The 14,399-nt window shown below is 65.7% G+C and carries 12 protein-coding genes; 5 read left to right on the top strand and 7 right to left on the bottom strand.

Features of this window, described 5'->3' with window-relative positions; genetic code table 11:
- Positions 1 to 24: 24 nt before the first annotated feature.
- The 3 genes from kdoO to AQ610_RS04570 form a co-directional block, all read right to left on the bottom strand.
- Positions 25 to 909 carry a Kdo hydroxylase KdoO gene (gene kdoO / locus AQ610_RS04580; protein WP_006025527.1) on the bottom strand — a complete coding sequence of 295 codons (885 nt, stop codon included), beginning with the start codon at positions 907 to 909 and terminating at the stop codon, positions 25 to 27.
- Between the two features lie 25 nt (positions 910 to 934).
- On the bottom strand, positions 935 to 2,002 hold the full coding sequence (gene waaC, locus AQ610_RS04575) for a lipopolysaccharide heptosyltransferase I (RefSeq protein WP_162486744.1): 1,068 nt from the start codon (positions 2,000 to 2,002) through the stop codon (positions 935 to 937).
- 108 nt (positions 2,003 to 2,110) lie between these two features.
- The gene (locus AQ610_RS04570; RefSeq protein WP_080594966.1) at positions 2,111 to 3,529 is read right to left on the bottom strand and encodes a phosphomannomutase/phosphoglucomutase; all 1,419 of its coding nucleotides are present in this window, start codon (positions 3,527 to 3,529) and stop codon (positions 2,111 to 2,113) included.
- Positions 3,530 to 3,685: 156 nt separating this feature from the next.
- On the opposite strand from AQ610_RS04570, the gene AQ610_RS04565 reads away from it, so the two are divergent.
- Genes AQ610_RS04565 through AQ610_RS04545 form a run of 5 tightly spaced genes read left to right on the top strand, consistent with a single transcriptional unit; the run spans position 3,686 to position 9,216 of the window.
- The gene (locus tag AQ610_RS04565) at positions 3,686 to 5,020 is read left to right on the top strand and encodes an oligosaccharide flippase family protein (RefSeq protein WP_009913367.1); all 1,335 of its coding nucleotides are present in this window, start codon (positions 3,686 to 3,688) and stop codon (positions 5,018 to 5,020) included.
- On the top strand, positions 5,017 to 5,853 hold the full coding sequence (locus tag AQ610_RS04560; RefSeq protein WP_009913368.1) for a glycosyltransferase: 837 nt from the start codon (positions 5,017 to 5,019) through the stop codon (positions 5,851 to 5,853). Before AQ610_RS04565 ends, AQ610_RS04560 begins: the two co-directional genes overlap by 4 nt.
- A gap of 55 nt (positions 5,854 to 5,908) precedes the next feature.
- Complete coding sequence (locus tag AQ610_RS04555) at positions 5,909 to 7,045, top strand: glycosyltransferase family 4 protein (protein WP_009913369.1); 1,137 nt, start codon at positions 5,909 to 5,911, stop codon at positions 7,043 to 7,045.
- A 14-nt stretch (positions 7,046 to 7,059) separates the two neighbouring features.
- Positions 7,060 to 8,082, top strand: a complete 1,023-nt coding sequence (galE, locus tag AQ610_RS04550; RefSeq protein ID WP_006025521.1) for a UDP-glucose 4-epimerase GalE — start codon at positions 7,060 to 7,062, stop codon at positions 8,080 to 8,082.
- A 27-nt stretch (positions 8,083 to 8,109) separates the two neighbouring features.
- The gene (locus tag AQ610_RS04545; protein ID WP_006025520.1) at positions 8,110 to 9,216 is read left to right on the top strand and encodes an MraY family glycosyltransferase; all 1,107 of its coding nucleotides are present in this window, start codon (positions 8,110 to 8,112) and stop codon (positions 9,214 to 9,216) included.
- A gap of 118 nt (positions 9,217 to 9,334) precedes the next feature.
- Here AQ610_RS04545 and AQ610_RS04540 read toward each other — a convergent pair whose 3' ends face one another.
- From AQ610_RS04540 to AQ610_RS04530, 4 genes are read right to left on the bottom strand one after another with little or no spacing between them, the layout of a single operon-like run.
- A complete protein-coding gene (locus AQ610_RS04540; RefSeq protein ID WP_006025519.1) occupies positions 9,335 to 11,239 on the bottom strand; it encodes a polysaccharide biosynthesis protein in 1,905 nt (634 codons plus the stop codon).
- Between the two features lie 20 nt (positions 11,240 to 11,259).
- Entirely contained in the window at positions 11,260 to 12,273 is a 1,014-nt protein-coding gene (locus AQ610_RS04535) for an MraY family glycosyltransferase (protein ID WP_006025518.1), read from the bottom strand.
- A 9-nt stretch (positions 12,274 to 12,282) separates the two neighbouring features.
- A complete protein-coding gene (locus AQ610_RS31750; protein ID WP_009913376.1) occupies positions 12,283 to 13,251 on the bottom strand; it encodes a UDP-glucose 4-epimerase family protein in 969 nt (322 codons plus the stop codon).
- Positions 13,248 to 14,093 carry a glycosyltransferase family protein gene (locus tag AQ610_RS04530; protein ID WP_009913377.1) on the bottom strand — a complete coding sequence of 282 codons (846 nt, stop codon included), beginning with the start codon at positions 14,091 to 14,093 and terminating at the stop codon, positions 13,248 to 13,250. The genes AQ610_RS31750 and AQ610_RS04530 overlap by 4 nt, the downstream gene beginning before the upstream one ends.
- Between the last annotated feature and the right edge of the window lie 306 nt (positions 14,094 to 14,399).

Here is a 14,399-nt window from a genome sequence, read left to right as displayed (position 1 = left end):
CGGCGGAGAACCAGTCGCGCGCGCTCAAACGAGGGCCCTGCCCTGCAGGCGCTCGAGAATGCCGAGCGGCGCGCGCTCCGGGCGAACCATCGCGCCGACCGGCAGGAAGAAGGTCTGCTCGAGCATGAACTGGCCGGACATCACCGCGTGCGACGCCTGATCGGAGAAACACACCCACACGCTGCCCGACGGAAACGGCATCGTCTGCTGCGGGCTGTTCTTCTGGTAGTCGAGATCGGCCTTCATGCTGTCGTGCAGGTTCAGCATCAGGTGGTCGTACGCGCTTCTGCGCGACTTCGTCACGTGCAGCAGTTCGAGCAGCCGCGCGGAGCCCGGCAACTGCGGCTTGATGTGCGGCAAAAAGCGCTTCGCGACGGCCTCGAACGGCTCGCCGACGCGCCACACGCGCGGCACGCCCGCCGGATTCACGTTCGTGAACACACGCAGGATCCGCTCGCCGTAGTTCGGCCGCGACGGAAACGCGTCGACGTGCAGCCGGCTGTCGTCCTTGCGCCACGACGTCTGGCGCGTCTCGACCTGCATCAGGCGCAGGCTCGTCGGCGCGACGCGCAGCTTGCCGCGGTACTCGGGAAAGAGCCCGTCGACGAGCATGCCCGCCTGCTGCTGGAAGCGCGCGATCAGCGCGCGCACGGCAGACTGCGTGACCGCGTCGCCCGCCACGCCGGCGAGCGTGCCGCCGTTCGGCGCGAGGCTGATGTTCTTGCGCTTCGGATCGGCGAGCGCCGGATCGAGCAGCGCTTCCTCGCCGCCTTCGATCGCGAAGCGCAGGCGCGGAAAGAACAGCACCTTGCCGTCCTCGAGCCCGGCGAGCAGTTGCTCGCGCGGCACGGACAGTTGTTGCCCGCTCCAGTCGGCGGACGCAATTTCGATGATCTGGGATTCGCTCATGATCGCCTGTCGGGATGACTCGGGATTACAAGAGGCCGAACGACGCGAGTGCGTCCTTCGCCTGCGAAAGGGATGGCGGCGCGCCGGCGGTGCCGAGGTTGACGACGTTGGGCGACCAGTAGCCGCCCGTGCGCCAGGCTGTCGCAAAATTGTACAGTTCGACGGTCGGGCGCTTCAGCGCCGCCGCGATGTGGATGAGGCCGGTATCGACGCCGACCGTCGCCGCCGCGCCGTCGATCAAGCCGACGACCGCGGGCAGCGACAGCTTCGGCGGCACGATCGCCGCCGCGCCGAACGCCTTCGCGAGACGCTCGCTCGTCGCGCGCTCGGCGTCGCTGCCCCACGGCAGCACGAGCGACGCGCCGCGCCGCACGAGCGCCTCGCCCAGGCCGATCCATGCGTCGTCGGGCCACTGCTTGTCGGCGCGCGACGTCGCATGGACGAACACGACGTACGGCACCGGCAGGTTCAGGTCGAGCGACGCGAGCGCGCGCGCCGCGCCGTGCGTGTCGAGGCCGAAGTCGACCGGATCGCCCGGCGTCGGCGCGGGGTCTCCCAACGCCGCCGCGACGAGCTGCCGCGAGCGCTCGACGACGTGCGTGCGCGGCGCGATCGGCACGCGCCTGTCGTAGAAGAAGCGCACCGGCCACTCGTAGCCGGCGCCGTCGGTGCGGTTGCCGAGGCCGACGAGCGGCCCGCGCGCCCAGCTCGCGACCCACGCGGTCTTGATGAGCCCCTGGCAGTCGATCACGAGGTCGTAGCGCTCTTCGGCCAGGCGCCGCCGGAACGCGCGGATCTCTCGCCACGTCTGCGACGCGCTCAGGCGCTTGCGCCAGCGCCGCAGCGAGAACGGCAGCACGTTGCGCACGCCGTCGACGAGCCGCACGAGATCGGCGAAGCCTTCCTCGACGAGCCAGTCGATCTGCGCATCGGGATGGCGCCGGCGAATATCGGCGATCACCGGCATGTTATGCACGACGTCGCCGAGCGACGACACGCGCACGATCAGAATTTTTTGCACGCTGAAAAAAATGGCCGGCGGCGGCCGGCACAGACCGAAAGGACGGATTTTATCGCGCCGGGCGGCCGGCACAGACAAAAAGCGGCGAACGCACGATTGCGTCGCCGCTTTTTCGACAAGGCTTGCGTCAGCGCAAGCTCGGGCAAGCCGCCCTCGCCGCGTGACGCACCGCCGTCAGGCTCAGAACGGCAGGTTCGCGTCCGGCTTCGCCGCCTTCAGCGCGCGCCGGAAATCGTCCTGAATTCGCGCGAGCGCCGCGTCGGACGTCGCCTCGAAGCGCAGCACGATCACGGGCGTCGTGTTCGACGAGCGCGCGAGGCCGAAGCCGTCCGGATACTCGACGCGCAGGCCGTCGATCGTCACGACCTCGTCGGCGCCGTCGAACTTCGCGGTGGCGCGCAGCTTGTCGATCAGCTTCACGTTCTCGCCTTCGTCGAGCTTCAGTTGCAGCTCGGGCGTCGACACCGCGTTCGGCAAGCCGTTCAGGAGCGCGCTCGGATCGGCCGCGCGCGCGAGGATCTCGAGCAGGCGCGCGCCCGTGTAGAGGCCGTCGTCGAAGCCGTACCAGCGATCCTTGAAGAATACGTGGCCGCTCATCTCGCCCGCGAGCGGCGCGCCCGTCTCGCGCAGCTTCGCCTTCACGAGCGAGTGGCCCGTCTTCCACATCAGCGGCTCGCCGCCCTTCTCGCGCACCCACTGCGCGAGATTGCGCGTGCACTTCACGTCGTAGATGATCTGCGCGCCCGGGTTGCGCGACAGCACTTCCTCGGCGAACAGCATCAACTGGCGGTCCGGATAGATGATCTGGCCGTCCTTCGTGACGACGCCGAGGCGGTCGCCGTCGCCGTCGAACGCGAAGCCGATCTCGGCATCGGTCGTCTTCAGCTTCGCGATCACGTCCTGCAGGTTCTCCGGGTGCGCCGGGTCCGGGTGGTGGTTCGGGAAGTTGCCGTCGATGTCGGTGAAGAGCTCGACGAGCTCGCAGCCGAGCGCCTTGAACAGGCGCGCGGCGAGCGGGCCCGCGACGCCGTTGCCCGCGTCGACGACGAGCTTCAGCGGCCGCGCGAGCCTGATGTCGCCGACGATGCGCTCGACGTATTGATCGGCGACATCGTATTGCTCATACGAACCGTTGCCGGTCTCGAAACGCGCGTCGACGATGCGCTTGTAGAGGCCCTGGATCTGCTCGCCGTAGATCGCGGCGCCGCGCAGGACCATCTTGAAGCCGTTGTAGTCGGGAGGATTGTGGCTGCCCGTGACGACGATGCACGAATCGACGCGGCGCTCGCCGCCCGACAGCGCGAGCGGCACGCTCGCCGCGAAGTAGCCGACAGGCGTCGGCACCATGCCGACGTCGACGACATCGACGCCCGCCGCGCGCAGCCCGTCCGCGAGCGCGCCGACAAGCTCGGGGCCCGACAGCCGGCCGTCGCGCGCGACGACGACCGCGTCGCCGCCCTGCGCGCGCACTTCGCTGCCGAATGCGCGGCCGATCGAGCGCGCGACGCCGGCGTCGAGCGTCTTGCCGATCACGCCCCGAATATCGTATGCCTTGAAGATGGATTGGGAGATCATCGATTCACTCTCTATGTCGTCCATAAAAAATTTGGCCGCCTCAACGCGAATGCGTAAAAAATATCGCCCGAACGGACCGACGAGGGGCAACGCGAAGCCCTGTGGATGCCGGAAGCGAATCCGATCCAACTTATAATCGCTGGTTTCAGCTACGCCGATCGCGCCCATTTTAATGCCTGAATGCTTCATCGCAGCAAAACCGCTCCCGCGGTCGGCCGGCCCGGTCATCTCGCGCACGCTGCCGTGCAGCGCGCGATGCTGAAATCCAGGCTGTCGAACCCCGACGTCGCGAAGGCCGTCGCGAACCTCGCGTGGCTCGGGCTCGAGCGGCTCACGCAGATCGGCGTCGCGATCGTCGTGAGCGGCCTGCTCGCCCGCTACTTCGGCCCCGACGCGTTCGGCAAATGGCAATACGCGAACACGCTCCTGCTCGTGCTCGCGCCCCTCACATGGGTATGCGGCGCGGAGATCCTCGTGCCGACGATCGTCCAGCGCACGGGCGCGCAACTGGGCGCCGTGCTCGGCAGCGCGTTCGCGCTGCGCTTCGCGGTGTCGGTCGCGGCGCTCGCGCTCACGTGGGCGGCCATCGCCCTGGGCGCGTTCGATCCGCTCGTCGGCGCGATGCTGGCCGGGCTCGCGGTGACGCTCGCGCTGCGCGAGCCGTTCGTCGGCATCGTCAACGCGTGGCTGCAAAGCATGACGTACAGCAAGCCGCAACTGCTCGCGAGCATCGCGGCCGCGCTCGCGAAGATGGCGCTCGTGTGGCTCTTCGTGCGCGCGGCCGCCGCGCCCGCGCGCTTCGGCTGGCTGTGGGCGCTCGAAGCCGCGGCGATCGCGGCCGCGCTGATCTGGTATTACCGCAGCCGCAACGGCGGCGCGCTCGGCTGGCGCGTCGAGCGGCCGCTCGTGCGCGAGTTCGCGACGGCGGGCACCGTGTTCTGGCTCGGCCTCGTCTGCATGTACCTGTTCCTGAAGCTCGACCGGCTGATGCTCGAGCGCTACGTGTCGTTCGCCGAGCTCGGCCGCTACGCGGCCGCGCAGCAACTGAACGAGAACTGGATCACGCTCGCGCTGATGCTCGCGCAGACGATCGCGCCCGCGTTCGTCTACCGCGTGCAGGACGCGCTGCAACTGCGCCGCAACGTGTGGCGCCTGATCGGCATGACGGCCGCGCTGATGGTCGCGGGCGCGCTCGTGCTCGACCTGCTCGCGGGCTTCATCATCCGCAAGGTGTTCGGCCCCGGCTTCGACACGTCGGTCGACGTGTTCCGCTGGGCGGTGTGGCTGTCGGTGCCGGCCGGCATCGAGGCGATCGGCAATCTCGTCGTGCTCAAATATCAGGCAAAGTTCGTGCTGCTCGCGAAATGGTCGATGGCGCTCGCGCTCGCCGCGCTCGTGAACCTGATCGCAATCCCCGCGCTCGGCCTCCACGGCGCGCTCGCGGGCCTCGCCGCCGGCTACCTCGCCGCCGCGTCGGTCAATTTCCACTACATTCGCCTGAAGCTGCGCCCATGACGCCTTCCTCCGCCCCGCCCGGCGCCGCCCGCCCGCTCGACGACGTCGCCGTGCTGATTCCCGCGTACAACGCGCACGACGATCTGCTGCGCACGCTGACGTCGTTGCGCGAGGACGCGCCCGTGCACGTGCTCGTCGTCGACGACGGCAGCACGCCGCCCATCGCCGCTCCCGAATTGCCCGGGCTGTCGGTCGACGTGCTGCGGATGCCGCAAAACGGCGGAATCGAGCGCGCGCTCGCGGCCGGCATCGACGCGCTCGCCGCGCGCGGCGTGCGCTACGCGGCCCGCATCGATGCGGGCGACCTCGCCGCGCCCGGCCGGCTCGCGAAGCAGCGCGCGTATTTCGACACGCATCCGAACGTCGCGGGCCTCGGCACGTGGGCCCAGGTCGTCGCGCGCGACGGCCGGCCGCTCTTCATGCTGACCCCGAGCGCCGATCCGGCGACGCTGCGCCGCACGCGCTTCCTGCGCTCGCCGTTCGTCCATCCGTCGATGATGCTCGACGTCGCGGCGGTGAAGGAAGTCGGCAACTATCGGATCAAATATCGCGCAGCGGAAGACCTCGATCTTTTTTTACGGTTAATGGAACGCTACGATTGCGCGAATTTGCCGGAGCTCGGCTTGTATTACGAATTGAACGAGGGCGGCATCAGCGCGACGAAGCGGCGGCGGCAGATCGCGTCGACGCTCGCGCTCGCGCTGCGCTACTTCGATCCGCGCAATCCGTGCGATTGGCTCGGCGTCGCGAAAAACCTGCTGCATTTCGTCACGCCCTACTCGACGCTGCAGCGCGCGAAGCGCCTGCTGTTCAACCCGAGCGGCGCGGCGTGACGCGCCGCGCCCCATCGCGTTCGTGCGCGCATCCGATCATTTTTTTCAGCCCGACATGAGTTCCGCTTCCGCCCTGCGCATCGTTCTCGTCTGCAATACCGCGTGGGCGATCCACACGTACCGGCACGGCCTGATCCGCATGCTGATCGCGCGCGGCGCGCAGGTGACGGTGCTCGCGCCGCGCGACCGCACCGTCGAGCCGCTCGTGCGGATGGGCTGCCGCTACGCGGAGCTGCCCGTCGCGTCCAAAGGCACGAGCCCGCGCGAAGACCTGCGCACGCTCGTCGCGCTCTATCGGCACTATCGCGAAATCCGGCCCGATCTCGTGTTCCATTACACGATCAAGCCGAACATCTACGGCTCCGTCGCCGCATGGCTCGCGCGCGTGCCGTCGATCGCGGTGACGACGGGCCTCGGCTACGTGTTCATCCAGAAGAGCCGCGCCGCACGCGTCGCGAAGCAACTATACCGCTTCGCGTTCCGCTTTCCGCGCGAAGTCTGGTTCCTGAACCGCGACGATCTCGACACGTTCACGCGCGAGCAGCTCCTCGCGCATCCGGCGCGCGCGCGCCTGCTGCACGGCGAAGGCGTCGACCTCGAGCAGTTCGCGCTCGCGCCGCTGCCCGCGCGCGACACGTTCACGTTCGTGCTGATCGGCCGGCTGCTGTGGGACAAGGGCGTGCGCGAATACGTGGACGCGGCGCGCACGCTGCGCGCGCGCTATCCGCACGCGCGCTTCGCGCTGCTCGGCCCGGTCGGCGTCGACAATCCGAGCGCGATCTCGCAGGCCGACGTCGACGCGTGGGTGCGCGAAGGCGTGATCGATTATCTCGGCGAGGCGCACGACGTGCGGCCGCACATCGCCGGCGCCGACTGCGTCGTGCTGCCTTCGTATCGCGAGGGCGTGCCGCGCACGCTGATGGAGGCGTCCGCGATGGGCCGGCCGATCGTCGCGACCGACGTGCCGGGCTGCCGCGACGTCGTCGCCGACGGCAGCACGGGCCTTCTGTGCGCGGCCCGCGACAGCGCGAGCCTCGCCGCGCAGCTCGCGCGGATGCTCGACATGAGCGCGGCCGAGCGGCGCGCGATGGGCGAGCGCGGCCGGGAGAAGGTCGTCGCGGAATTCGACGAAGCGAAGGTCGTCGACCGTTATCATCAGACCATTTCCGCCCTGACGGGCATCACACTTTGACGGAGCAATCAGCAATGAGCACGAAGGGCACGATCCTCGTCACCGGCGGCGCGGGCTATATCGGTTCGCACACCGCCGTCGAACTGCTCGAGCACGGCTACGACGTCGTGATCGCCGACAATCTCGTCAACAGCAAGCGCGAGGCGATCGCGCGGATCGAGAAGATCACCGGCAAGACGCCCGCGTTCCACGAAGTCGACGTGAGCGACGAGCGCGCGCTCGCGCGGATCTTCGACACGCATCCGATCACGGCCGCGATTCACTTCGCGGCGCTGAAGGCGGTCGGCGAATCGGTCGCGAAGCCCATCGAGTACTACCGCAACAACCTCGACAGCCTGCTGTCGCTGCTGCGCGTGATGCGCGAGCGCAACGTGAAGCGGATCGTGTTCAGCTCGTCGGCGACCGTGTACGGCGTGCCCGAGCGCTCGCCGATCGACGAGACGTTCCCGCTTTCGGCGACCAACCCGTACGGCCAGACAAAGCTGATGGCCGAACAGATCCTGCGCGACGTCGAAATCGCCGATCCGTCCTGGCGCGTCGCGACGCTGCGCTACTTCAATCCGGTCGGCGCGCACGAGAGCGGCCTCATCGGCGAGGACCCGGCCGGCATTCCGAACAACCTGATGCCGTACGTCGCGCAAGTCGCGGTGGGCAAGCTCGAGAAGCTGCGCGTGTTCGGCAGCGACTACCCGACGCCCGACGGCACCGGCGTGCGCGACTACATCCATGTCGTCGATCTCGCGCGCGGCCACATCGCGGCGCTCGACGCGCTCGAGCGCCGCGACGCGAGCCTCACCGTCAACCTCGGCACGGGCCGCGGCTACAGCGTGCTCGAAGTCGTGCGCGCGTTCGAGAAGGCCTCGGGGCGGCCCGTGCCGTACGAGCTCGTCGCGCGCCGCCCGGGCGACGTCGCCGAGTGCTACGCGAACCCCGCCGCGGCGGCCGAGGTGATCGGCTGGAAGGCCGAACGCGACCTCGACCGGATGTGCGCGGACCACTGGCGCTGGCAGGAAAACAACCCGCGCGGTTTTGTATAATCCGCTGTCCAATTTCCGGGCACGCCCATGCTCAGCTTCGCCGTCGGCTTCATCGTCTCGCTTCTCGTCACGCTGCTCATCGTCCGCTATGCGCATCTGCACGAGAAATTCTCGATCGACAACGATCTTGCCGGCGTGCAGAAATTCCATGCGCGACCGGTGCCGCGCGTGGGCGGCATCGGCATCCTGATCGGGCTCGTCGCCGCGACGGCGCTGCTGTCGCGCCGCTACCCGGCGATCGCGGGCGGCATCCTCGGGCTCGCCGCGTGCGGGCTGCCCGCCTTCGCGTCCGGGCTGATCGAAGACTTGACGAAGAAAGTGACGCCCGCGGTGCGGCTCGTCTGCACGATGGCGGCCGCGGCGCTCGCGTTCGTGCTGATGGGCATCGCGATCACGCGCATCAGCGTGCCGCCCCTCGACTTCCTGCTCAGCTACAAGGCGATCTCGGCCGCGGTCACGGTGCTCGCCGTCGCTGCGCTCGCGAACGCGGTCAACATCATCGACGGCTTCAACGGCCTCGCATCGATGGTCGCGTTCATGATGTTCGCATCGCTCGCGTACGTCGCGTTCCAGGTGGGCGACCCGATCGTGATGTCCGGCTCGATCGTGATGATGGGCGCGATCATGGGCTTTTTCATCTGGAACTTCCCGGCGGGCCTCATCTTCCTCGGCGACGGCGGCGCGTACTTCATCGGCTTCATGCTCGCCGAGCTCGCGATCTCGCTCGTGATGCGGCACCGCGAAGTGTCCGCGTGGTACCCGGTGCTGCTCTTCATGTACCCGATCTTCGAGACCTGCTTCTCGATCTACCGGAAGAAATTCGTTCGCGGGATGTCGCCGGGCATCCCGGACGGCGTGCACCTGCACATGCTCGTCTACAAGCGGCTGATGCGCTGGGCGGTCGGCACGCGCGCCGCGCACGAGCTCACGCGCCGGAACTCGCTGACGTCACCGTATCTGTGGCTGCTCTGCCTCATCGCGGTGGTTCCCGCGACGCTCTTCTGGCAGCACACGATCCACCTGTTCGCGTTCGTCATCGTGTTCGCGCTCACTTACGTGTGGCTCTACGTGAGCATCGTGCGGTTCAAGTCGCCGAGGTGGATGGTGATTCGCAAGCAGCGGCCGAAGCGGTGACGCGGCGCGGGCAAAACGGCGGGCGATGAAAAAAGCGCGAATCGATTTTTCGACTCGCGCTTTTTTCATGGAGCGGCCCGTTCTGAACGAGCGCGGGCTTCGCGCGCCGCCCGGCTCTTCAGCGTCCGGCCTCGCGCCCGATGCCGACGACGAGCCCGTTGCCCGTCGGCACGCTCTGCAGCGTCGGGCCGACGGCCGGCTGATACTCGGGCACCCAGCGCCGCAGATCGCGCCGCACTTCGTCGTCGCTCAGCACGCGGTGCTGCATCAGCCACGGCAGCAGCTCGTCGAGCAGATGATCGGGCACCTCGCGCGCCTTCGCGGTGCGCAGCTTCGGATGCGGCGTGCGGGTGGTCGTCTCGTCGTCGGCGAGCAGCTCCTCGTAGAGCTTCTCGCCCGGACGCAGTCCGCTGAACTCGATGCGGATGTGGTCCTCGGTAAAGCCGTACAGGCGAATCAGGTCGCGCGCGAGATCGACGATCTTCACCGGCTCGCCCATGTCGAGGATGAAGATCTCGCCGCCCTGCCCCATGCTCGACGCCTGCAGCACGAGCTGCGACGCCTCGGGAATCGTCATGAAGAAGCGCGTGATCTCCGGATGCGTGACCGTCACCGGGCCGCCCTTCGCGATCTGCTGCTGGAATTTCGGAATCACGCTGCCCGCGCTGCCGAGCACGTTGCCGAAGCGCACCGTCTCGAACTGCGTGCGCGCGCTCGTCTGCTGCAGCGCCTGACAGGCCATCTCGGCGAGGCGCTTGCTCGCGCCCATCACGTTCGTCGGGTTCACGGCCTTGTCGGTCGAGATCAGCACGAAATGCTTGACGTCATGACGAATCGCCGCGCGCGCGACGCGATAGGTGCCGAGCACGTTGTTGCGCAGCGCCTGCCATGCGTTGAGCTCCTCCATCAGCGGCACGTGCTTGTACGCGGCCGCATGGAACACGATGTGCGGCGCGTAGCGCGACATCACCTGGTCGAGCAGCAGCGAATCCTTCGCATCGCCGATGATCGGCACGACGGGCAGATCGGGGAAGCGCTCGCGCAGCTCTTCCGTGAGCCGATACATCGCGTATTCAGACAGGTCGAACGCGATCAGTTGCGCGGGCTGGAACTTCAGGATCTGGCGGCACAGCTCCGAGCCGATCGAGCCGCCCGCGCCCGTCACCATCACGACACGGCCGCGCAGCAGCGCTTCGACGTGCGGCGTGTCGATCGTCACGGCCTCGCGGCCAAGCAGGTCTTCGAGGTCGATCTGGCGGATCTGCGACAGGATGCCCTGGCCGGGCATCAGCGCGGTCAGCGACGGCAATACCATCGCCTTGACGCCGGCGCGCACGCAGAGGGTGGCGACGCGGCGCTGCGCTTCGACCGAAGCGGACGGAATCGCGATGATCGCGTATTCGACCTTCGCGGTCCCGGCCCAGTGCGCGACTTCGCTAATGGGGCCAAGCACCTTGTAGCCGTAGACTTCGCGCCCGTGCTTCGCTGAGTCGTCGTCGAGCAGGCCGGCGAGACGCCATTCGCCGGAACGCGACAGCTCGCGCGCGAGGCTCGCGCCCGCAGAACCCGCACCGAGCACGAGGACCGGCTTACCCTGGCCCACGAGTCCGCCGTACAGGTAAAACTCCTTCGTCGTGCGATAAAGCGCACGGGCACCGCCCATTGCCAGGAACAACAGCATCGGCGTCAGCACGAGCACCGAACGCGGGATGATCGGCGCAGGTTGCAACATGACGGCACCGATCATCACAATCAAGCTGCCGAATATGACCGCTTTGGAAATCCGTACCAAGTCGGGCAAACTCGCGAACACCCAAAGGCCACGGTAGAGCCCAAACACATGAAACATCACCCCATACACTGGGATGATCCAGGCGAGCGCGATTAGTCCACCGGACAGGAACTCTCCCGGAACGGAACCATTGAATCTGACAAGATAAGCAATCAGCCATGCGCCGCAAACTGCCGTCAAGTCGAACAAGAATGCGCTTAGCGACAGCCACGATGCTTTTGGTCTAATCATAAGTGGCAAACCTCATATAGCTATTTTGTTTTCGCTGCGGATACGTGATGCCATCGGAGATCAATCGCGGCACCGACAATCGCCAGTACGCCGTACCACAGGCAGAACACGGCCCATTGCTTGCATGTCGATCGGCCCAACGCCCACAGTGCCGCGGCGATACCGACGCACATGATGACGTATGCACACTCCGCCATACGCGCATGTCCGACGCCCGAACGAATCACCCGCTGATAGTAATGCTCGCGATGCGCTTGCCAAAACTTCTCACCTCGTAACAAACGTCTCAGTAATGTTATGGATGCGTCACATATAAAGGGAGCAAACACCATGGCCGGAAACCAGATCGGCCATGCACTCGTGCGCCACCCCCAGTAGCCGAACGCGCCCGCGAGGAAGCCGACGGAAATAGATCCGGCATCGCCGAGAAAGAGTTTCGCCGGGTGAAAGTTCAACCACAGGAACCCCCCTGCCGCTCCCGCGATCGCTGCGGATGCGAGCGCAAGTCCCGGTGACGAATTCGGCGCCAGAAACGCCGCGGCTGAATAAGCACCGAAGCCGAACAGCGTCATGCCACCCGCCAGTCCGTCCGCGCCATCCATGAAATTATAGAGATTGATGAGCCATAACATCAGAAAAGCAACGAGCGTCAGCCACCACCACGGCGCCAAAGCCGGATACGCGAGCATCAATATCGCCACCGCCAAGAGATGTCCAGCGAATCGCACGCGCGCAGACAAGCCTCGGCGATCATCGACTTGAGACATGGTTGCGAGTCCCAATGTGAGCAAGGCGATCACCCAAAGTTCGGGGGTGAAGAGCATCATGGCCGCAACCGACATCGGCACGACCCCCCATCCGCCGACGCGCGGCGTCGGACGAACATGAAGCGAACGGTCATTGGGGATGTCGGTCGCCAAGCGCCACGCAAGACCGGTCGCCAGCAAACCACGCAAGATCGCAGCGCACACCGCCGCTGCGCACAGGAAAATTCCAATGGCGCCCAGCCACGGAGAAACCAAACCATTCAGCATGACGGAATTCTACTCGGGAGAACAAGTGGTTCGATACCATCGAGCGGTCGCACACAAACCTTCACGTGTAGAAAATGGGGGGCGCCAGTCGAGCGTGCGACGTATCAGCGATGCATCTACGCGAAGACTGCCGGTCAGCCGCTCGATTTGCGGCGTGCGTCCCATCACGCGCCCCAACAGGTACAGCGCTCGCGTTGGCACTGGAAAGAGTCGTGCTGGCTTGTTCAACTGCTCGCCAACAATTTTCAGCAGATCCGTCACCGTCGGTGCGTCGTCGTCGGCCACATGAAAGGTGCAATTGGCTGCTCTCGGATCGTCCACGCAGCATGTCAGCACATCGGCGAGATTACCAACGTACAAGAGGCTGCGCCGTGCGCTGATCATTCCAAGCGGCAGTGGAACGCCACGCGCAACTACACGCATGAGACTCAAGAAATTCGCCCGCACGCCCGGCCCATAGACGAGTGGTGGACGGATGATCACAATCTCCATTCCGGACGCTCGCCCGAGCTGTCGCAGCGCCTCTTCCGCTTTCCACTTCGAACGCCCATAGGCATCTTCGGGGCGCGGCTCGGCGTCTTCGGTCAACGGCACGCCGCCGTCGCGTTCCGCCACCGCCTTGATGCTACTCACGAACACGAAGCGGCGTGCGCCCAGTTGGCGAGCAGCACGTGCGATCCGCAATGTTCCAGCCACGTTGGTCGCGTCGAAAGCTGCCTGTGGATCGCGCACGCCATCCCGCATGACATGTACACGGGCAGCTAGGTGGACAACGCAGTCGATCACCTCGCCCGACCGAAATGCATTGTCATCGAGACCGACGAAATCGGCGCGATCGTCAACCCATTCCACTACGCCATGAACGCAACCGCCCGCCCGTCTGACGAGTCCTGTCACGTGATGTCCGCGATTCAGAAGGGACTCACACGCCGCACGCCCCACAAAACCGTTCGCGCCAGTCACGAGAATTCGACTCACCACCATCTCCAGCCGAAACGATTAAAGAACTTAAATGCCGACGCGACAAACAAGCGGACGTGCAACCATCCCTTACGAGCCGCCCCTCCGCCGTAATGCACGATGCGCACGTCGGGAACATAGGCGACGCGCGTCACGTCGTGCGCGCGCAAGCTGAGATCATAGTCCTCGAAATAAAGGAAGTAGCGCGCATCGAAGCCAGCAAGCGATTTGAGCACGTCCGTTCGAAACAACATGAAACAACCGCTGACGATCGGCGGTTCCCAAACGACGTCCCGCTCGTTGATCCGATCACGCATCTCATACCGCGCAAGACGCGCGCCGAATGGCTTTCGCAAACGAACCGGCAGGAAACCGCGCACAAAAAGATCGAGGACAGTCGGAACACGTCGACAAAGATATTGAATGTGCCCGTCCTCGCCTGCAATGAAAGGGGACAACAAGCCGAGAGCGGGATGACGGTCGAAGAAGTCAAGCGAACACGCCAGCGCATCGTTATCGAGATCGATATCCGGATTCAGGATGAGGTGATACCCGCTGTCGATCTGATCGATTGCAAGATTGTGCCCGCATCCATAGCCGACATTGCCGTGTCCTGACAGGACTGCGCTGCCGATGCCGTGATCGCGCAGCAAATCTGACGCCGGAGAGAGATCATGTGCGCCGCCGTTGTCCACGAGGTAGACGAAGATCGGCAATGCTGGCCACCGGCTGCGAAGTCTGTCGACGGCAACGCACAGACTGTACGCGGTCCGCATCAACACTGTCATGTCCGGCCGGTACACGACGATCGATATGGTCAATCCCCGCCCAAATCCGGGCTGCAACGTGGAGACAGTCATTTCAGAATCAGGAAAACTCGCCCCTTGCCAATTGGCAGGCGAGTCATGCATCGAAAATGCAAGTTTGATGAAAAGTCGCGAAACGAGCAAGCCGGCTCACGCTCGACAAGCGCCCTCTACGCACCCAGTCCAGTGGCAAGAAATCTCGTAAGCGATCGTCAGAACATCGCACGAGCCCGCTCACGATTGATTACACGCCATACGCCCGCACCGGATGCCAACACAAATTCCAAAACCGTTACAGTTGTTACAATCCGCGAATTTCATTATGAAAAATTACAAAACGTCATCATCTCTCCAACCGCG

It is taken from the genome of Burkholderia humptydooensis (genome assembly GCF_001513745.1).
Classification (GTDB): domain Bacteria; phylum Pseudomonadota; class Gammaproteobacteria; order Burkholderiales; family Burkholderiaceae; genus Burkholderia; species Burkholderia humptydooensis.
This window is presented reverse-complemented; position numbering and strand designations above follow the sequence as displayed.

Excerpts from the sequence above, each read along its gene's own strand:
- AQ610_RS04565 (WP_009913367.1), top strand. The coding sequence starts at position 3,686 with ATGCTTCATCGCAGCAAAACCGCTCCCGCGGTCGGCCGGCCCGGTCAT.
- kdoO (WP_006025527.1), bottom strand. The coding sequence starts at position 909 with ATGAGCGAATCCCAGATCATCGAAATTGCGTCCGCCGACTGGAGCGGG.
- AQ610_RS04555 (WP_009913369.1), top strand. The coding sequence starts at position 5,909 with ATGAGTTCCGCTTCCGCCCTGCGCATCGTTCTCGTCTGCAATACCGCG.
- AQ610_RS04560 (WP_009913368.1), top strand. The coding sequence starts at position 5,017 with ATGACGCCTTCCTCCGCCCCGCCCGGCGCCGCCCGCCCGCTCGACGAC.
- AQ610_RS04530 (WP_009913377.1), bottom strand. The coding sequence starts at position 14,093 with ATGACTGTCTCCACGTTGCAGCCCGGATTTGGGCGGGGATTGACCATA.
- AQ610_RS04535 (WP_006025518.1), bottom strand. The coding sequence starts at position 12,273 with ATGCTGAATGGTTTGGTTTCTCCGTGGCTGGGCGCCATTGGAATTTTC.
- AQ610_RS04540 (WP_006025519.1), bottom strand. The coding sequence starts at position 11,239 with ATGATTAGACCAAAAGCATCGTGGCTGTCGCTAAGCGCATTCTTGTTC.
- AQ610_RS04545 (WP_006025520.1), top strand. The coding sequence starts at position 8,110 with ATGCTCAGCTTCGCCGTCGGCTTCATCGTCTCGCTTCTCGTCACGCTG.
- galE (WP_006025521.1), top strand. The coding sequence starts at position 7,060 with ATGAGCACGAAGGGCACGATCCTCGTCACCGGCGGCGCGGGCTATATC.
- AQ610_RS04570 (WP_080594966.1), bottom strand. The coding sequence starts at position 3,529 with ATGGACGACATAGAGAGTGAATCGATGATCTCCCAATCCATCTTCAAG.